Below are 19682 nucleotides of genomic sequence, written 5' to 3'. Positions count from 1 at the left end.
CTGCTATTTCGAATTTCACGCGTCCAGCGACGCGATATAGGCCTTGCCCTTTTCCGCGTCGTACTGGCCTTCCCATTTGGCGATGATGAGCGGAGCGAGCGCATTGCCGACCACGTTCAGCGCCGTGCGTCCCATATCCATGATCCGGTCGACGCCCGCAATAAACGCGAGCCCTTCGAGCGGCAGTCCGGCGCTCGCAAGCGTCGTCAGCAAGATCACGAACATGAAGCCGGGCACGCCTGCCGCGCCTTTCGATGTGATCACCATCGTCAGCACGAGCACGATCTGTTCTTGAAGGCCGAGATGCACGCCATAAAGCTGCGCGACGAATAGCGTGCCGATGCCGAGATAAATCGAGGCGCCATCGAGATTGAACGTGTAACCCGTGGGCACCACGAACGTCGTGATGCTTTTCGGCACGCCGAAGTCCTCCATCTTTTTCATCAGTTGCGGCAGGACCGTCGCCGAACTGCAGGTGGAAAATGCAATGATCAATTCGTCCTTGATGACACGCAGCAGCGTGAAGATATTGAAGCCAAACAGCCGCGCCGCAATGCCGAGCACGAACACCGCAAACAGAATGATCGCGAGATAAGTCACCGCGACGAGTTTAATGAGCGGCAACAGTGAACCGAAACCGAAACTCGCGACCGTTACGGCAATCAACGCGCACACGCCGAACGGCGCGTAACGCATCACCATGCCGGTGACCTTGAACATCGCATCGCTGATGCCTTTGAAGGTCGCGAGCACGGGCTGGCGATATTCGGCGGGTACGGATTGCAGGCCGAGACCGAACAGCACGGAAAAGAAAATCACCGGCAGCAGATCGCCGCGTCCCATCGCCATGACGATGTTGTCGGGAATGATACTCAGCAACAGCGCCATGAAGCCGTGATGGCCCTGGGTTTGCTGCGTGGTCTGCTGATAGCGCGAGATATCGGTGTGGCCGAGCTGCGAAAGATCGGTGCCGAGACCCGGATGCAGCACGTTGCCGAGCACGAGGCCCATCACGATCGCGATAGTCGTGACGATTTCGAAATAGAGCAGCGTTTTGAAGCCGATACGACCGAGCGAGCGCCCGTCGCCCACGCCCGCAATGCCCATCACCATGCTCGTGAAGACGATCGGCACCACGACCATTTTGATCAGACGGATAAAGATATCGCCGGCCGGTTGCAGAAAGCCGTTGATGACGGATTCGCGCGATTCGGGAAAACGGTTGAGCACGAGCCCCACCGCGATGCCGATAACGAGCCCGATAACGATTTGCCACGCGAGTCCGACGCGCGGCTTGCGCGCCGCGCGCTCGGCTTGGGGTGCTTCCATGACGGATTCCATGCGTTCTCCAGACACGTATCGATGGATAGGGATAAACCGAGCCTCGTTCGGGACTCGTTGAGGGAAAAGTAACCAGCCAAAATGAACTAAAAAAGCGATTTTTTTCTATGAGAAACTATCGCTTTTAGTGATGTGAAATTCGGGCCATGCTGACGTTCAAACAGATGGAAGCCTTGTACTGGATCGTTCAGCTCGGCTCGTTCGAGGCTGCGGCCACGCGGCTGAACACCACGCAATCGGCGATATCGAAACGCGTGCAGGAACTGGAGCGCGCATTCGATGTGGCGGTCTTCGACCGCGCGAACCGTAGCGCGCGTCTCACGGAAAAGGGCACGGAATTCTTCGAGCACGCGAGGGAATTGCTGGAGCGGCGCGATCAGCTCGTCGAGCGCATGAGTTCGAAGGAGACGCTGGTTCGGCAGATTCGCATCGGCGTGACGGAACTCACGGCGCTGACCTGGCTACCGCGCTTGATCGCGGCGATTCAGGCCGAATACCCGAAGGTGCAGGTCGAAGCGGAGGTCGATCTCAACGCGACATTGCGCGAGCGGCTGGCGGCGGCGACGGTGGACGTCATCATCGTGCCGCAGACGCACGAGGTCGAGCCGTATGCGTCGACGCTCGTGGGGCAGGTGCAGAACGCGTGGATGTGCGCGGCGAGTCTCGCGCCGGGCAAGCGCGCCATTCCGCTTGCGGACATCGCGAAGTTTCCGCTAATTCTGCAAGGCGGATTGTCGGGGACCGGCTATGTGTACAGCCGATTTCTGGCGGAGCAAGGCGTGGTCTTGCAGAAAGTGCTGGCGAGCAATAGCCTCATTGCGCAAGTCGGCCTCACACTTTCGGGGCTCGGGGTGAGTTATCTGCCTGAGGCGTGTCTCGCGCGCATGCTCAAGCGGCGCGCGCTTGTGGTGGTGCCGACGCGGCCGGCATTGCCGCCGGTGAAATACGTCGCCATGCATCGCGCGGAGCAGTCGCATTCACTGAGCGCCGCCGTGGCGCGGCTGGCGGCGCAGTCGTGCGACTTCTCGTCGAATTTGCTGGATCCGGGGAGTTGAAGACGTGTGCAAAAAGCCGGTGCGGTAAAAGGCAATGTGGGAATGAAAATGAATACCGTGCCGCGACTCAAGTATTGCCCGCATTATCGGCTGCGATGCTTCGAGAATAAATAAAAAGCGAAAAGCACAATCAATCCCAAATAGCGCGACACATTGAGGGCGATCTCATGGATATCCCCTATGCGCCGTCGCGCTGAGTCTGCCGTTAGTCCCTGCGAAGCGCGAGATTGCGCGGGCGGCTGCATGCCGCGATAAAAAATCCAGGAGACCGACCAGATGCTCAGGAATATCACGATTCGCGGAGGGCTTACCCTCGTCATCAGCCTATTCGTTGCCTTTCTGCTGGTAGTGATCGGCGTGGCGTACGGGGCGCTCAAGCTGACCAACGAGAGCCTCGTCGATACGCAGCGCAGCGCCCAGTCGCTCGCCGCGCTCAAGACGAGTTCCGAGCGGCTTTTGCAGGTGCGGCTCGCGCTCGGCGGCTACGAGACGCTGTTCAGCGTCGGCAAATCCACGGAAGGGCTGCTCGAACAGGCGCACAAGGTGCTCGTCGATTCGAGCAAGGATTTCGCGAGCTACAGCGCCGGTCCCTTCACCGACGATGAAGAAGCGCGGCTCGCCAAGGCCGTCGCGCAGGCGCGCGCGGCGCTCGTCGAGCAGGCGCTCGAACCCGAATACAAGGCGCTCGTCGATAACGACTTCAACACCTTCCGCACGATTCAGGGCGAGACCGCTGACCGTTATTACGCCATCTACGCGAAGGCCATCGACGCGCTCGAACAATGGCAGACCGCTCGCGAGCAGCGCGACGGCGAAGTCGCCGCCACGCGCTTTCAGATGTCGATCATCGTGTTCGGTGCGATCGGCGTGATCGGCATCGTGCTTGGTCTCGTCGCGCGCAAGGGGCTCGCGGCGGCCGTCGTGAAGCCCGTCGATCAGGCGATTCGCCACTTTCAGCGCATCGCGGCGGGCGACCTGACCGTGGACGTGCGCGTGCGCTCCAGCAACGAAATGGGCCAGTTGCTCGGCGCGCTCGCGCAGATGCGCGAAGGTTTGATCGGCACGGTCGCGCGGGTGCGCGGCAGCACGCACGAAATCACGCTGGGCGCGGACCAGATCGCTTCGGGCAACGCCGATCTGTCGAGCCGCACTTCGCAGCAAGCGGCCGCGCTGGAGGAGACGGCGGCGAGCCTGGAGGAATTGTCGTCGGCGGTGCGCCAGAACACCACGGCGGCCAAGGAGGCGAGCGGGCTCGCGCAAGGCGCGCTCGACACCGTGTCGCGCGGCGCCGACGTGGTCGCGCGCGTGAACGAGACGATGAACGATATCTCGTCGTCGTCGCGCAAGGTCGAGGAGATCACCGGCATCATCGAAGGCATCGCGTTCCAGACCAACATCCTTGCGCTGAACGCGGCGGTCGAGGCCGCGCGCGCGGGCGAGGAAGGGCGAGGCTTCGCGGTGGTGGCCGCCGAAGTGCGCAGCCTTGCGCAGCGCTCGGGCACGGCGGCCAAGGAGATCAAGGAGCTGATCACGGCGTCGGTCGCGACGGTGGGCGCGGGTGCGCGTCTCGTCGACGAGGCGCGTCACACGATGGGCGCGGCGCGCGACGCCGTTGCGCGCGTGAGCAGCATCATGAGCGAGATCGAGGCCGCGACGCACGAGCAGAGCGACGGCATCGAGCAGGTGAACCGCGCCGTCGCGCAGATCGACGAGGTCACGCAGCGCAACGCGGCGCTCGTGGAAGAAGCGGCGGCCGCGGCGCAGTCGCTCGAAGCGCAGGCCAACACGCTGCGCGAGGCGGTGGCCGTGTTCAATCTCGGCGGTGCGCAGGGCCACGGCGCGCGCCGCATCGCGCAGGACGCACAGGCCGCCGACGGCGCGCTGCGCGCGGGCGCGGAGCCGGCGCTCGCGTGAGTGCGCGCCGCGTTGCCCGTCCACAGGACTTAACCTGAGGTTATATCCCCCGCGCAAATCGCAATTGAGTTCCGTTTTTTGCCTGGTAAGACTGGTGCCGTGGATGCTAAACGAGCACCAGACGAGAACCAGGCAGGAACGAACGGGCTATGCGAATTTGCGTGTTGGGCGGCGGCGTCATCGGTGTGACGACCGCGTATTTTCTCGCTCGCGATGGACATCAGGTGACGCTCGTCGAGCGTCACGCGGACGTGGCGCAGGAGACCAGCCACGCCAACGGCGGCCAGCTGAGCTATCAATACGTGGCGCCGCTCGCCGATCCCTCGGTGTTGCCGAAGCTGCCGCACTGGCTGTTGTCGCGCGATGCCGCGCTGCGTTTCGTGCCGCGTCTCGATCCGCATCAGTGGCGCTGGTGTCTGGCGTTTCTGCGTGCCTGCACGCGTGCGCGCAGCCGGCAGACCACGGCGGAATTGCTCGGGCTCGGCTTGCTGAGCCAGCGTTTGATGCATGAGATCGTTGCGCGCGAGGCGCTCGATTTCGATTACGTGTGCAACGGCAAGCTCGTCGTGTATCGCGACCGTGAAGGCTTCGAGGGCGCGCGTCGCCAGGCGGATTATCAGGCGCAATTCGGCTGCGAGCAGCATGCGCTCGACGGTGCGGCCTGCGTTGCGCTCGAACCGGCGCTCGCGCATATCGGCAGAGAAATCGTCGGCGGCATCCATACGCCCGGCGAGGAGGCCGGCGATTGCGACCGCTTCACGCGCCATCTCGCGCGTGCCGCGCAGCGCGACGGCGTGCAGTTGCAGCTCGGCGCGGAATTATCTGGACTCCGTACGAATGGATCGGTAGTGCAGGCAGCGATCACGTCGCAAGGCGAGATCGAGGCCGATGCCTTCGTGGTGTGCCTCGGTTTTCAGAGTCAGCCGATGCTGGCCTCGCTCGGCGTGAGCGTGCCGGTGTATCCGCTCAAGGGTTACAGCCTCACGCTGCCCGACGCGCGCGAACACGGCGCGCCGCGTGTGTCGGTCACGGACGCGCATCACAAGGTGGTCTACGCGCCGCTCGGCGAGCGCTTGCGCATTGCGGGCATGGTCGATCTCACGGGCATGAGCGCGCACGCCGATCGCGAGCGCATCGCGCTGCTCACGCGTCAGGCGCGCGAGACCTTCCCGGAGGCGGGCGACTACGGCGCGATTCAAACCTGGACGGGCATGCGGCCCGCCACGCCGGACAGCAAGCCGCTGATCGGCGCCACGCAGTTTCGCAATCTGTGGCTGAACACGGGGCATGGCGCGCTGGGCTTCACGCTCGCGTGCGGCAGCGCGCAACTGCTGGCGGACCGGCTTGCGAACCGCACCCTGCCGCTCGACGGCGCGGCCTTCGCGCCTGGCCGATGAGCGCATTGAACGAAGACGTTGATTGCATATTTTCACTACACCAGTCGGGAGAACAGGACGATGATCGGCATGAGAAAAATCGGCGTGATGGGCGTGATCGGGGCAAGCGCATTGGCGGCGACGATGTTCGCGAGCGCGGCGCAGGCGGAAGAACTCACGGGCACGCTCAAGAAAGTGCACGACAGCGGCGTGATCGTGCTCGGCACGCGCGAGTCGTCGATTCCGTTTTCGTATTACGACCAGAATCAGAACGTGATTGGCTATTCGCAGGAAATCGCGCTGAAGATCGTCGATGCGATCAAGCAGAAAACCGATACGCCGAACCTCAAGGTGCGCACGATTCCCATCACGTCGCAAAACCGTATTCCGCTGGTGCAGAACGGCACGATCGACCTCGAATGCGGTTCGACCACGAATACGTTCGAGCGTCAGAATCAGGCCGCGTTTTCGAATAGCATTTTTCTTTACGGCATTCGCTTTATCACGCGCAAGGATTCGGGCGTGAAGGATTTCGCGGATCTCGCGGGCAAGACGGTCGCGACCACGGCGGGCACGTCCGACGAACGCATGCTGCGCAAGATGAACGAAGAGAAGCGCATGAACATGACGATCATCAGCGCGAAGGACCACGCCGAGTCGTTCCTCAATGTGACGACGGGCCGCGCGGTGGCCTTCGTGATGGATGAGCCGCTGCTCTATGGCGAGCGCGCGAAGACGAAGAATCCGCAGGATTATGTCGTGGCGGGCACGCCGCCGGTATCGGAAAACTACGCGTGCATGCTGCGTCGCGACGATCCGCAATTCAAGGCGCTCGTCGATGAAACCGTCGCGAAGATGCAGACCTCGGGCGAGATGGCGAAGCTCTATACGAAATGGTTCACGCAGCCGATTCCGCCCAATGGCATGAATCTCGACTATCCGCTTTCGCAGCAGATGAAGGAGTTGTTCGCGCATCCGAACGACAAGGCGCTCGATTGATTCGGTAATTTGGCGTGGCGATTGGCGCGCGCGTGATGTCGCGCGATGTTGCGTGATGTTATTCACGCACGCTGAACGCGCAAAAAGAAAATGGCGCAGACCCGTGAAGGAATGCGCCATATTCACTGCGTAAGCATGATAAAGCCGCTACGCGATACCGCTATATTCGTTGGTAGGCTCGATTGGATTCGAACCAACGACCCCCACCATGTCAAGGTGGTGCTCTAACCAACTGAGCTACGAGCCTGTTGAGAGCGCGAATTATAGAGACACTCCCGCAGGTGCGCAAGCCCCTTTTTGAAAATTGCGTGAATTGCTGGAAAGGGCGTGGGCCAACAGGCTCACGCTTCGCCTTCCTGCCGCTCCATCGCCTCCACCATTTCCTTCGCCGCGCGCTGCAATTCCGGCACGAACCGGCGCACCGCTTCCTGCGGCGGCATGGCCTGCTCCAGATAGATCACGTTGAGGCTCGCGAGCACGCGGCCATGCGCTTCGATGGCGACCGCGAGCGCGCCGATCTTGCGCTGGTCGGCCCAGTCACCGTGATTCGAGCCGAAGCCGTCGGCGCGCGTCTGCCGCACGAGATTGCGGATGAACGCCGGGTCCGATGCGAGCTTCTGCTGCTGCTCGCCGCCCGCGCCTGCGCGCAGCAGATCGAGCATGTCCTCGCGTTCAGCCTCGGGGCACATCGCCAAATAGACGCGGCCCGCCGACGTGAGCAATAGCGGCAAACGCCGCCCGACCATCGAGCGGTGAAACGAGAGCGGGCTGAAACGGTGCGTGGTTTCGCGCACGATCATCGCGTCGCCGTCGGGCGTCGTGAGGTCGGAGGGCCACACGATCCGTTGCATCATCTGCGCCATGATCGGCGGCGCGACGGTGGCGATCAGCTCGTCGTCGGTGAAGCCTTCGCTCAGTTCGCGCACGTTGAGCGTGAGGCGAAAGCTGTCGTCGGAGGCACTACGCCGCACGAGATTCTCTTCGACGAGCGTCTCCAGCAAACGCCGCACGGTGGTGCGATGCAGGCCCGTGGCCTCGCTCAGTTGCTGGCTCGTCGCGCGCCCGTTCTCCATCGCGTTGAGCGCCCGGAGCACCTGCAGGCCGCGTGCGAGACCGCGCACGTTTGCATACTTTGTCATTAAAAATCTCTTTTAAATCAATCATGTGCATTCTATGCACATTTCTTCGAAATTGTTGAGCGGGCGTGGGCACGCCCCTAGACTCGCTTTCATTCACCGGTCTGCGGCAAAACGCCCGAGCCGGTGATTCGTTCCAGGCAAGACCTGTCAGCACCCGCAGCGGCCGCCGAGCCGCGCGACAGTTCTGCATGGGACCGCACGCGGCGCACGAGCGCCTGGGCGGTCCAAACAGGAGACAACATGCACACCACGCCTCATCAGGCGGATTCCGTCCGCCCTCGCCAGCACGTCACCGACGTCGCCATCATCGGAGCGGGTCCGGTCGGCCTCACGATCGCCAACATTCTCGGTCTGCAAGGCGTGCGCGTCACGCTCATCGAAAAGCTCGACCAGATTATCGACTATCCGCGCGCAATTGGTTTGGATGACGAAGCATTGCGCGTGTTCCAGTCGATCGGTCTCGCCGATGCGCTCGTGCCGCACACCACGCCCGATCACTGGATGCGCTTCGTGACGAAGGACGGTCACTGTTTCGCGTCGCTCGAACCGCGCACCGACGAATTCGGCTGGCCGCGCCGTAATGCCTTTATTCAGCCGCTCGCGGATCGCGTGCTTTACGAAGGCCTCGCGCGCTTCGAGCATGTCGACGTGTTGTTCGGTCACGACGTGAACGGATTCGTGCAGGACGCGCACGGCGTATCGATCGACGTAAGCGACGCCAACGGCGAGCGCCGCGTGATTCGCGCCGCGTACATGGTGGGCGCGGACGGCGGCAATAGTTTCGTGCGTCGCGCGCTGAACGTGCCGTTCGAAGGCCGCACGAAGCCGAATCAATGGATCGTCGTGGACGTGCGCAACGACCCGATCGGCTCGCCGCACATCTACATGCATTGCGATCACACGCGGCCTTATGTGTCGGCGGCGCTGCCGCACGGCATTCGCCGCTTCGAATTCATGGTGATGCCGGGCGAGACCGAGGAAGAACTCTCGAAGCCCGAGAACATGGCCGCGCTGATCCGCAAGGTGGTCGCGGACCCGGACAAGGTCGATTACATCCGCAAGCGCGTCTATACGCACAACGCGCGGCTGGCCGAAACGTTCCGCGTGGACCGCGTGCTGCTCGCGGGCGACGCCGCGCACATCATGCCGGTGTGGCAAGGACAGGGCTATAACAGCGGCATTCGCGACGCGAACAATCTCGGCTGGAAACTCGCGATGGTCGCGAAGGGTCTCGCCGATGGCCGTCTGCTCGACACCTATACGGTCGAGCGCCGCGCGCATGCGCGCTCGATGATTCACCTCTCGGAAGTCGCGGGCGATATCTTCGCGCCGACCACGCGTTTCGGCGCGCGCTTTCGCGATGCGTTCGTGAAGTCGATGAACGTTTTCCCTTCCGTGAAGCGCTATTTCGTCGAAATGCGTTTCAAGCCGATGCCGCGTTACGAAGCGGGCGTCGTGCTGCTGCCGCCGCCGCAAGCGAAGGGCGGCTGGCTCGCGCGCGTGCTCGAAGGCGCGGGCAGCGGGCCGATCGGCCGCCTGCTCGGGCTGATGAGCCAGAAACGCGATTCGCTGCTCGGCCGTCTCGCGTATGGCCGCGATCCGCTCGCCGCGTCGCCGGTGGGCCGCATGTTCGTGCAGCCGCGCGTGCGTCTCGCCGATGGCCGCGTCGTGCGTCTGGACGATGCGATCGGCAACGGCTTCGCGCTGCTCGCCTGGGGCGCGGACCCGACCTTCGGGCTCACGCCGCAAGCGCGCGCGCTGTGGGAACGCCTGGGCGCGCGCTTCGTGGTCGCGAAGCCGGACGTGCAACTCGATTACGGCGACGACGTGCCCGCCGACGTGCTCGCGGTCGGCGACGTGCAAGGCAGCCTCAAGGACTGGTTCAGCCGCCTGCCGGAGTCGGTTGTGCTGCTGCGCCCGGACCGCTTCGTCGCGGGCGTATGCACGCCGCAGCAGGTCTCGGACGCGATCGTCGAACTCGCGGGCAAGCTCGGCATGACCGATGTCGGTGTGAAAGCCGCCGTTGCCCCGACACGCCGCCCCGCGCTTGCCGACGTCGCCGTCGCGCGCGCCGCCGAAGCCTGAGCAGGAGCCACACGACATGCCCATTCACCTCGAATGTCTTTCGCACACGCCCTTGCACGGCTATTTCGATCCGCGTCCCGACGTGGTCGAGGAAGTCGAGCGCGTGGGCCGCGCGGCGCGTGCGCGCGTCGACGCCTTCAATCCCGATCTGATCGTCGTGTTCGCGCCTGATCATTTCAACGGCTTTTTCTACGACATGATGCCGCCGTTCTGCATCGGCGCGAAAGCGCAGGCGATCGGCGACTTCAAGAGCCTGGCCGGCGATTTGCCGGTGCCGTCTGCGCTCGCGCATGAACTCGCGGAGCAGGTGCTCGCCGCCGATATCGACGTGGCGCTCTCGTATCGCATGCAGGTCGATCACGGCTGCGCGCAGGCGCTCGAAGTGCTCACGGGCGATCTCGATCGCTATCCGGTGATTCCGGTGTTCATCAACTCGGTCGCGCCGCCGATGGCGACGCTGCGCCGCGCGCGTCTGCTCGGCGATGCGATTGGGCGCTTTCTGGCGCGCACGAACCGGCGCGTGCTGGTGGTCGGCTCGGGCGGCATCTCGCACGAACCGCCGGTGCCCGAACTGATCGGCGCGACGCCCGAAGTCGCCGAGCGTCTGATCGCGGGCCGCAATCCCACGGCCGAGTCGCGCGAGGCGCGCCAGGCGCGCACGGTGGCGGCGGCGCGGGCGTTTTCGCAAGGCGACAGCCCGCTGCATCCGCTCAATCCCGAATGGGACCGCGCGTTTCTCGCGCAGCTCGCCTCGGGCGAACTGACCGCCGTGGACGGCATGACCAACGCGGCCATCACGCGCGACGGCGGCAAGTCGGCGCACGAGATTCGCACCTGGGTGGCCGCGTTCGGCACGCTCGCCGCGTATGGCGACTATCGCGCGTCGCTCGATTACTACCGCGAGATTCCCGAGTGGATCGCGGGCTTCGCCACCATGCATGCCTCGCCCGCGGATGCGAAGTTCGCGGCGGCGGCTTGATCGACACAGATCGACAACGATCGACAACGATCGACAGCAACAAGGAGAGTTTGCATGACCGATCAACATCGCAGTGAAAATCGCATCGCGGCATTAGCCGCGCGTTTGCGCGAAGCGGAACACACGCGCAATGTCATCGAGCCCGTGCGCGGCGAAATCGCGCTCGACGACATCACTACGGCCTACGCCGTGCAGCAAGCGAACGTGGATCTGCGCGTGAAAAACGGCGAGCGCATCGTGGGCCGCAAGATCGGCCTCACGTCGCTCGCGGTGCAAAAGCAACTGGGCGTGGATCAGCCCGATTTCGGCGCGCTGTTCGCGAGCATGGCGCACGGCGATAGCGAGCCAATTTCGTTGGCACAACTGATCCAGCCGAAAGTGGAAGCCGAAATTGCGCTCGTGCTCGCCCGCGATCTCACGCACGAGAAACACACGTTCGTCGATATTCTGAATGCGAGTGCGTATGCACTCGCGGCGATCGAAATCGTCGATAGCCGGATTCAGAACTGGGATATTCGCTTCGTCGATACGGTCGCCGACAACGCATCGAGCGCGCGTTTCGTGGTGGGCAGCCGCCCCGTTCCGCTCGCGCAAATCGATTTGACCGCTTGCGCAATGGAGTTGTCGCGCGACGGCGAAGTGCTGTCGCGCGGCAACGGCGCGGCGTGTCTCGGCAATCCGCTCAACGCGGCCGTGTGGCTCGCCGACCGCATGGTGCAACTCGGCACGCCGTTGCGCGCCGGCGACGTGGTGCTCACGGGCGCGCTCGGCCCGATGGTCGCCGTGAAGGAACCCGGCACCTATACCGCGCAGATCGAAGGCCTCGGCAGCGTTCGCGCGACTTTCACTGCCTGATTGACAGGCCGAAACAGGAATGACCATGGCTTCTGAAAAACTCAAGGCGGCGATTATCGGCTCCGGCAATATCGGCACGGACCTGATGATCAAGATCATGCGCAACAGCCAGCATCTGGAAATGGCGGCGATGGTCGGCATCGATCCGAACTCCGATGGTCTCGCGCGCGCCGCGCGGCTCGGCGTGGCGACCACGCACGAAGGCGCGGAAGGACTCACGCGTCTGCCCGTGTTCAACGAGATCGACTTCGTGTTCGATGCGACTTCAGCGGGCGCGCATATCAAGAACGATGCGCTACTGCGCAAGCTGAAACCGTCGATTCGCGTGATCGATTTGACGCCCGCTGCCATCGGCCCGTATTGCGTGCCGGTCGTGAATCTCGATGCGCAGATCGACGCGCCCAACGTGAATATGGTCACGTGCGGCGGCCAGGCGACCATTCCCATCGTCGCGGCGGTGTCGCGCGTGGCGAAGGTGCATTACGCGGAAATCGTCGCGTCGATCAGCAGCAAATCGGCGGGTCCGGGCACGCGCGCGAATATCGACGAATTCACCGAAACCACCTCGAAGGCGATTGAAGTCGTCGGCGGCGCGGCGAAAGGCAAGGCGATCATCGTGCTGAATCCGGCCGAGCCGCCGGTGATGATGCGCGATACCGTCTACACGCTTTCAGAACTCGCCGATCAAGACGCGATTGAAAAATCGATTGAAGAAACGGTGGCGAAAGTGAATGCCTACGTGCCCGGTTATCGCCTCAAACAACAAGTCCAGTTCGATGAAATTCCGGCGAACGCGCCTTTGAATATTCCCGGTCTCGGCAAATTCAGCGGCCTGAAAACCTCGGTGTTTCTCGAAGTGGAAGGCGCCGCGCATTATCTGCCCGCATACGCAGGCAATCTCGACATCATGACGTCCGCCGCGCTCGCGACCGCCGAGCGCATGGCGCAGACGCTGCTGAGCGTGCAAGGCGCTTAAGGCGCATAAGGAGCACAGGCAATGAGCAAGAAACTCTATATCTCCGATGTGACGCTGCGCGACGGCAGCCACGCGATTCGCCATCAATATTCGATTCAGAACGTGCAGGACATCGCGCGCGCGCTCGATCAGGCGAAAGTCGATTCGATCGAAGTCGCGCACGGCGACGGTCTGCAAGGTTCAAGCTTCAATTACGGCTTTGGCGCGCATAGCGATCTCGAATGGATCGAAGCCGTCGCGGACGTGGTGAAGCACGCGAAGATCGCCACGCTGCTGTTGCCCGGCATCGGCACGATTCACGATCTGAAGGCCGCCTACCAGGCGGGCGCGCGCGTCGTGCGCGTGGCCACGCATTGCACGGAAGCCGATATTTCGAAGCAGCACATCGAATACGCGCGCGAACTCGGCATGGACACGGTCGGCTTTCTGATGATGAGCCATATGACCGCGCCCGCGAATCTCGCCGTCGAAGCGAAGAAGATGGAAAGCTACGGCGCGACCTGTATTTATGTGGTCGATTCGGGCGGCGCGCTCACGATGAACGATGTGCGCGATCGTTTTCGTGCCGTCAAACAGGTGCTGAAACCCGAAACGCAAACGGGCATGCACGCGCATCACAATCTCTCGCTGGGCGTGGCGAATTCGATCGTCGCGGTGGAAGAGGGCTGCGATCGCATCGACGCCTCGCTCGCGGGCATGGGCGCGGGCGCGGGCAATGCGCCGCTCGAAGTCTTTATTGCAGCAGCCGAGCGTATGGGCTGGCATCACGGCACCGATCTCTACACGCTGATGGACGCCGCCGACGATATCGTGCGCCCGTTGCAGGACCGTCCGGTGCGCGTGGACCGCGAAACGCTCGCGCTCGGTTATGCGGGCGTGTATTCGAGCTTCCTGCGCCATTCGGAAGTGGCGGCGAAGAAGTATGGCCTGAAAGCCGTGGATATTCTCGTCGAACTGGGCAAGCGCCGCATGGTGGGCGGCCAGGAAGACATGATCGTGGATGTCGCGCTCGATTTGAAACAGCGCGCCGCCGCGCATCAGCAGTAAAACAGCGCCGCGTATCGTCATCGAATGATGCGCGGCGTTGTTACGAAGTACGAAGTAATTATCGAATAACAGCCGAGCGAACAAAAGATCGGCTGAATCACAATTCTGGAGACTTTTCACATGACGTCGCGAATCAGTGGTGATGGAGGCGGTAATACGCGCTCGGCGAGCAACAAGGTCACGATCGGCCTGTGTCTCGCGATTGCGCTGCTCGAAGGACTCGATCTGCAATCGGCGGGCGTGGCCGGGCCGCGCATCGCGAAGGAGTTCGCGCTAACCGTCGCGCAGATGGGCTGGGCGTTCAGCGCGGGCGCGATCGGCCTGCTGCCGGGCGCGGCGTGCGGCGGACGGCTCGCCGACCGCTTCGGCCGCAAGCGCGTGCTGATGGTGTCGGTCGCGCTGTTCGGCGTGTTCTCGCTCGCAACCACGCTGGTCTGGAACTTCGAAAGCCTGCTGATCGCGCGTCTGTTGACGGGCCTCGGACTCGGCGCGGCCATGCCGAACCTGATCGCGCTGTGCTCGGAAGCCGCGGGTCCGCGCCAACGCAGCACGGCGGTCGGCGCGATGTACTGCGGCATGCCGTTTGGCGCGGCGATCGCGGCGCTCATCGGCATGCTCGGTGCGAGTCCTACTAGCTGGCGCGATGTGTTTTACGTCGGCGGCATCGGGCCTATCGTGATGCTGCCGCTGCTCGCCGCGTTCCTTCACGAGTCGCAGCAGTTCGTGGCGGCGCGCGCCTCGCGCGTGGCGCACGCGTCGCGCGACGACGTACCCGGCGTGGCCGAAGCGCTCTGGCGCGCGGGCCGCGCGCGCACGACGCTCGCATTGTGGATCAGCTATCTCGGCACGCTGATCGTGCTGTATTTCCTGATGAACTGGCTGCCTTCGATGGTGCTCGCGCGCGGCCTCACGCGTGTGCAATCGAACATCGTGCTGATGATGTTCAACATCGGCGGCGGCATTGGCGCGGTGACGATCGCCACGGTGATGGACCGCTTCGGGCGTCGGCGCACGGTGATCGGCATGTACGTGGGGATCGCCGTCGCTCTGGCGGCCCTCGCGAGCGCAGGCGGCGCGACGGCGATGGCGTGCGGCGGGCTGCTGTGCGGCCTGTTCCTCGTCGGCGGCCAGTCGGTGCTCTACGCGCTTGCGGGCCACGCGTATCCCACGGAAGTGCGCGGCACGGGCGTGGGCGCGGCGGTGGCCGTGGGGCGGCTCGGCTCGATTCTCGGGCCGCTCGTGGCAGGGCAATTGTTCGCGATTGGACAGAGCCCGTCGATGCTGGTGGCGTCGAGCATTCCGCTCGTCGTGATCGCGGCGCTCGCGGCCTTGACGGTCGTGGGCGGCTTCGCACGGCGTGAGTCAATGGAACAGTCGGCGGAAAATCCGGCGTAAAAGGAATCGCCTGAAATTCAGGGTATCTAACTAATTGGCGGAGAAGGCGCGGCTTTCTCCATGACGAGAGTTTTACAGCAAGGACATCATCATGACTGCGACTGCATCAGCGATTACGGAAGCCTCGACGAGCCGCTTCGCGAGCGTGAAGGACGGCGAGCACACGCTGCGGATTCACTATAACGACACGGGCGCGCCCGCTGCGAACGCGAACGGCGAAACCGTCGTGATGCTGCACGGCTCGGGCCCCGGCGCGAGCGGTTGGGCGAACTTCAACCGCAACGTCGAGCCGCTCGTGGCGGAAGGCTATCGCGTGATCCTGATGGATTGCCCCGGCTGGAGCAAGAGCGATCCGATCGTCTGCACGAGTTCGCGTTCGGAACTGAACGGCCGCATCCTCAAGGGCCTGCTCGACGAACTCGATATCGAGCGCGTGCATATTCTCGGCAATTCGATGGGCGGCCACAGCGCCGTGGCGTTCGCGCTTGGCAATCCGCAGCGCGTGGGCAAACTCGTGCTGATGGGCGGCGGCACCGCCGGTCCGAGCAGCTTCGCGCCGATGCCCACCGAAGGCATCAAGCTGCTGCAGGGGCTCTATCGCGAGCCGACCATCGAGAACCTCAAGCGCATGATGAACGTGTTCGTCTACGACGCGAGCGCGCTGACCGAGGAGCTGATGCAGGCGCGTCTGGACAACATGCTCGCGCGCCGCGATCACCTTGAGAATTTCGTCAAGAGCCTCGCCGCGAATCCGAAGCAGTTCACCGACTACGGCCCGCGCCTCGGCGAGATCGCCGCGCCCACGCTCGTGATCTGGGGCCGCGACGACCGCTTCGTGCCGATGGACACGGGCCTGCGCCTGCTCGCGGGCATGCAGAACGCGCAACTGCACGTCTTCAATCGTTGCGGCCACTGGGCGCAATGGGAGCACGCGGACGCGTTCAATCGCATGGTGGTGGACTTCCTCGCGCATTGAATTCGTGCCAGGGCGTGGCGTTGACGTCACGCCAGAACGGCGCGCTTCGGGCTTCGGCCTGGAGCGCGCCGTTTTGCATTTGGCGCCACGCATGCCCACCTCCGCCCCGAGCGGCGTACACTGGCTGAACCCGGCGGCGCGCGATGCGTGCTGCATGGCGCCCGGGACGTCCAACCGCTTTCCACAGGGTCGTCATGAAGAAACTGGTCAATCACCCGTCCGACGTCGTGCACGAAATGCTCGAAGGCATCGCGTTGCTGGCGCCCAACGTCGTCATCCTCGGCGGCGAAAACGTGCTGATCCGCAGGGACATTCCCGAACCGGCCACGCGGCCCGTCGCGCTGATCTCGGGCGGCGGCAGCGGCCACGAGCCCGCTCACGCGGGCTATGTGGGCGCGGGCATGCTGAGCGCGGCCGTCTGCGGCGAGGTCTTCACGTCGCCGCCCGCCAGCGCCGTGCTGGCCGCGATTCGCGCGACGGCAGGCCCGAAAGGCGCGCTGCTGATCGTCAAGAACTACACGGGCGACCGCCTCAACTTCGGCCTCGCGGCGGAACTGGCGCGCGCCGAAGGCATCCCCGTCGAAGTCGTGACCGTCGCCGACGACGTGGCGCTGCGCGGCCATGCCGAGCGCAGCCAGCGGCGCGGCATCGCGGGCACGGTGCTGATCCACAAGATCGCGGGCGCAGCGGCGGCGCGCGGCGCGACGCTCGAAGTGGTGGCCGCCGTGGCGCGCGACGCGGTCGCCAATCTCGGCACGATGGGCGTGGCGCTCGACGGCTGCACGCTGCCGGGCGTCGCGCAATCGAGCTTCACGCTCGCCGACGACGAGATCGAACTCGGCCTCGGCATCCACGGCGAAAAAGGCGTCGAGCGCAGCGCGCCCTTGCCCGCGAACGAATTGACCGAAGCGCTGCTCGTCAACATCCTCGACGAACTCGCGATCACGCGCGGCGAACGTGTCGCCGTGCTCGTCAACGGTCTGGGCGCGACGCCGCAAATGGAACTCGCCATTGTCTTGCGCGCGGCCTGCGCGAGCCTCGCGCGCCGCGAGTTGCGCGTGGAGCGCGCGTGGGCGGGCACGTTTTTATCGGCGCTGAACATGCCGGGCTGCTCGATTTCGCTGATGCGCGTCGACGACGGCAAGCTCGCGCTGCTCGACGCTGTGACGGAAGCGCATGCGTGGCCCGGCAAGGGCTGTCTGAATCGCACGATACGTCTCGATACGTCCGGCGTGCATCGCGAAGATCACGCCGCGCCGGTGCTCGATGCGGCGGGCACCGAACGGGCGAAGCGCATCAAGGCCGCACTCGATGCGGTGGCGCAGGCGTTGACCGACAACGAGACGCGTCTCGCCGATCTCGACGCGCAAGCCGGCGACGGCGATCTCGGCGCGAGCATGCGTCGCGCCGCCGAAGCGATGAGCGCCGCGCCGATGCATGCGCTCGCCACGGCGCCCGATGCGTTGTCGTCGCTGGGCGTGAGTTTGCACAAGGCCATCGCGGGCAGTTCGGGGCCGTTCTACGCGACGGCGTTGCTGCGCGCGTCGCGTCATCTGCAGGGCTCGGCGCAGCCCGCGCCGCAAGAGTGGGCGCAGGCGCTGCGTGGCGCAATCGACGCGATCAGCGAACTCGGCGGCGCAAAGGCAGGAGACCGAACGATGTTGGACGCGCTGATTCCTGCGAGCGATGCATTCGAATCGGCCCTGAAACAAGGGCTCGACGCGCGGCGCGCATGGGCCGAAGCGGTGACGGCGGCGGAGCATGGCGCGCAGGCCACGGCGCATATGCATCCGCGCGTGGGGCGGGCGAGTTATCTGGGCGAGCGCGCCGTGGGATCGCCCGATGCGGGCGCGGTGGCGGTGGTGTGCTGGCTGGCGGCGTTGCGGCCGCATGTGGGGAAGTGAAGGCGTGCGTTCGCGCTTGCTGAATGAGCAGGCGCGAACGCGGCGAACACGTTAAACAATCCCCGTCGTATAAAACACCGCGATCACGAAAAACACCGCGAGCGTTTTAATCACCGTGACCGCGAAAATATCGCGGTACGACTCGCGGTGCGTGAGTCCCGTCACCGCGAGCAGCGTGATGACCGCGCCGTTATGCGGCAGCGTATCCATGCCGCCGCTGGCCATCGCCACCACGCGATGCAGCACGTCGAGCGGAATATTCGCGGCCTGCGCGCTCTTGATGAACAGATCGGACATCGCCGCGAGCGCGATGCTCATGCCGCCCGACGCCGACCCCGTGATGCCCGCGAGCGCGCTCACCGAGACCGCGGCGTTCACGAGCGGATTCGGAATGCTCTTGAGCGCGTCGCTCACCACGATAAAGCCGGGCAGCGCCGCGATCACGCCGCCGAAGCCGTATTCCGAAGCGGTATTGAGCGAGGCCAGCAGCGCGCCTGCGACGGCCGCTTTCGTGCCGATCGCGAAGCGTTCCTTCACGCGCGAGAACGCGGTCAGGACCACGAACACGATGCCGAGCAGCAGCGCGCCTTCCACCGACCAGATCGCCACGACCTGCTTGACCGTGGTGGTCACGGGCGCGTGAATGCCGGGCAGCACGTCGGGCGCGATGGTGTACGTGTCGCCGTACCATTGCGGAATCCAGCGCGTCAGGAAGAAGTTCGCGACGCCCACCAGCACGAGCGGCGTGATCGCCAGCAGCGGATTCGGCAGATGCTCGGTCTGCACGTGCTCGGGCTCGTTCACGAGCGAGGTGCCGTAGCCTTCGCCCTTGGCCATCGCGCTGCGGCGGCGCCATTCGAGGTAGGTGAGCCCCACCACGATGATGAACAGCGAGCCGATCACGCCGAGCGCGGGCGCGGCCCATGCGGTCGTCTTGAAGAACGTGGTCGGAATGATGTTCTGGATCTGCGGCGTGCCGGGCAGCGAATCCATCGTGAACGAGAACGCGCCGAGAGCGATGGCGCCCGGCATCAGGCGCTTGGGAATGCCGCTCTGGCGATACAGTTCGGCGGCGAACGGGTAGACCGCGAACACCACCACGAACAGCGAAACGCCGCCGTAAGTGAGCAGCGCGCAAACGGCCACGATCACCGCGTTGGCGCGCGAGCGGCCGATATAGCGGATGGCGGCCGCGACGATCGCTTCCGAATACCCGGACAGCTCGATGACCTTGCCGAACACGGCGCCGAGCAGGAACACGGGGAAATAGAGCTTCACGAAGCCCACCATTTTCTCCATGAAAATGCCGGAGAACACGGGCGCGACGGCCGCGGGATCGGTGAGCAGAACAGCGGCGAGGGCGGCGACGGGCGCAAACAGAATCACGCTGTAACCGCGATAAGCCGCAAGCATCAGAAATGCCAGGGCGGCGAGAACGATAATGAACGACATGGAGTCTCCTGCAATGCGTGTTGCACTTCGTCGATGCACTTCTATTGCATGTTTTTGGCGGCACCGATTGTTCATGGTGCGCCGCAGCGATTGTACCGAATCGGCTCGCCGCCGCGAGGGAGATTGCGCGGCCCGCCGAGGCGGAAATTGGGGTGCGCATCAAGGTGCGCTGCGGAAGATGTTTCGCGG

General features: G+C 64.2%; 15 protein-coding genes and 1 tRNA gene. 12 read left to right on the top strand and 4 right to left on the bottom strand.

What is annotated here, in order from left to right:
• Positions 1-15: 15 nt before the first annotated feature.
• Positions 16-1341: a glutamate/aspartate:proton symporter GltP gene (gene gltP, locus LDO54_RS37695; protein ID WP_356792836.1), complete on the bottom strand. Its 1326-nt coding sequence runs from the start codon at positions 1339-1341 to the stop codon at positions 16-18.
• Positions 1342-1487: 146 nt separating this feature from the next.
• Between gltP and LDO54_RS37690 the strand changes: the two genes are divergently transcribed.
• The 4 genes from LDO54_RS37690 to LDO54_RS37675 all read left to right on the top strand — a co-directional run bounded on the left by LDO54_RS37690 (position 1488) and on the right by LDO54_RS37675 (position 6685).
• Positions 1488-2396: a LysR family transcriptional regulator gene (locus LDO54_RS37690; RefSeq protein WP_224018089.1), complete on the top strand. Its 909-nt coding sequence runs from the start codon at positions 1488-1490 to the stop codon at positions 2394-2396.
• A 276-nt stretch (positions 2397-2672) separates the two neighbouring features.
• On the top strand, positions 2673-4310 hold the full coding sequence (locus LDO54_RS37685; protein ID WP_224018087.1) for a methyl-accepting chemotaxis protein: 1638 nt from the start codon (positions 2673-2675) through the stop codon (positions 4308-4310).
• 149 nt (positions 4311-4459) lie between these two features.
• Positions 4460-5707: a D-amino acid dehydrogenase gene (locus tag LDO54_RS37680; protein ID WP_224018085.1), complete on the top strand. Its 1248-nt coding sequence runs from the start codon at positions 4460-4462 to the stop codon at positions 5705-5707.
• A 69-nt stretch (positions 5708-5776) separates the two neighbouring features.
• Positions 5777-6685: a glutamate/aspartate ABC transporter substrate-binding protein gene (locus LDO54_RS37675; protein WP_436975777.1), complete on the top strand. Its 909-nt coding sequence runs from the start codon at positions 5777-5779 to the stop codon at positions 6683-6685.
• 170 nt (positions 6686-6855) lie between these two features.
• On the opposite strand, the gene LDO54_RS37670 is transcribed toward LDO54_RS37675, so the two are convergent.
• Positions 6856-6932: transfer RNA gene (locus LDO54_RS37670), tRNA-Val, on the bottom strand.
• Positions 6933-7026: 94 nt separating this feature from the next.
• The gene (locus LDO54_RS37665) at positions 7027-7824 is read right to left on the bottom strand and encodes a DNA-binding transcriptional regulator (RefSeq protein WP_224018083.1); all 798 of its coding nucleotides are present in this window, start codon (positions 7822-7824) and stop codon (positions 7027-7029) included.
• Positions 7825-8064: 240 nt separating this feature from the next.
• On the opposite strand from LDO54_RS37665, the gene LDO54_RS37660 reads away from it, so the two are divergent.
• The 8 genes from LDO54_RS37660 to LDO54_RS37625 all read left to right on the top strand — a co-directional run bounded on the left by LDO54_RS37660 (position 8065) and on the right by LDO54_RS37625 (position 18041).
• Positions 8065-9909 carry a bifunctional 3-(3-hydroxy-phenyl)propionate/3-hydroxycinnamic acid hydroxylase gene (locus tag LDO54_RS37660; protein ID WP_224018081.1) on the top strand — a complete coding sequence of 615 codons (1845 nt, stop codon included), beginning with the start codon at positions 8065-8067 and terminating at the stop codon, positions 9907-9909.
• A gap of 16 nt (positions 9910-9925) precedes the next feature.
• The gene (locus LDO54_RS37655) at positions 9926-10888 is read left to right on the top strand and encodes a 3-carboxyethylcatechol 2,3-dioxygenase (protein WP_224018079.1); all 963 of its coding nucleotides are present in this window, start codon (positions 9926-9928) and stop codon (positions 10886-10888) included.
• Between the two features lie 54 nt (positions 10889-10942).
• Entirely contained in the window at positions 10943-11743 is an 801-nt protein-coding gene (mhpD, locus tag LDO54_RS37650; protein WP_224018077.1) for a 2-keto-4-pentenoate hydratase, read from the top strand.
• Between the two features lie 25 nt (positions 11744-11768).
• Positions 11769-12719, top strand: a complete 951-nt coding sequence (locus LDO54_RS37645; protein ID WP_224018075.1) for an acetaldehyde dehydrogenase (acetylating) — start codon at positions 11769-11771, stop codon at positions 12717-12719.
• A 21-nt stretch (positions 12720-12740) separates the two neighbouring features.
• Positions 12741-13766 carry a 4-hydroxy-2-oxovalerate aldolase gene (gene dmpG / locus LDO54_RS37640; protein ID WP_224018073.1) on the top strand — a complete coding sequence of 342 codons (1026 nt, stop codon included), beginning with the start codon at positions 12741-12743 and terminating at the stop codon, positions 13764-13766.
• Positions 13767-13886: 120 nt separating this feature from the next.
• On the top strand, positions 13887-15161 hold the full coding sequence (gene mhpT, locus LDO54_RS37635; RefSeq protein ID WP_224018071.1) for a 3-(3-hydroxy-phenyl)propionate transporter MhpT: 1275 nt from the start codon (positions 13887-13889) through the stop codon (positions 15159-15161).
• Between the two features lie 91 nt (positions 15162-15252).
• A complete protein-coding gene (locus tag LDO54_RS37630; protein WP_224018070.1) occupies positions 15253-16137 on the top strand; it encodes an alpha/beta fold hydrolase in 885 nt (294 codons plus the stop codon).
• Between the two features lie 194 nt (positions 16138-16331).
• Complete coding sequence (locus LDO54_RS37625) at positions 16332-18041, top strand: dihydroxyacetone kinase family protein (protein ID WP_224018068.1); 1710 nt, start codon at positions 16332-16334, stop codon at positions 18039-18041.
• Between the two features lie 51 nt (positions 18042-18092).
• On the opposite strand, the gene LDO54_RS37620 is transcribed toward LDO54_RS37625, so the two are convergent.
• Entirely contained in the window at positions 18093-19493 is a 1401-nt protein-coding gene (locus LDO54_RS37620; protein ID WP_224018066.1) for a GntP family permease, read from the bottom strand.
• Positions 19494-19682: the final 189 nt, after the last annotated feature.

The sequence above is a fragment of the Paraburkholderia tropica genome (genome assembly GCF_914484835.1).
Lineage (GTDB): Bacteria > Pseudomonadota > Gammaproteobacteria > Burkholderiales > Burkholderiaceae > Paraburkholderia > Paraburkholderia tropica_A.
Note: the sequence above shows the minus strand (reverse complement) of the source record. Positions and strands in the feature narration are given on the sequence as shown.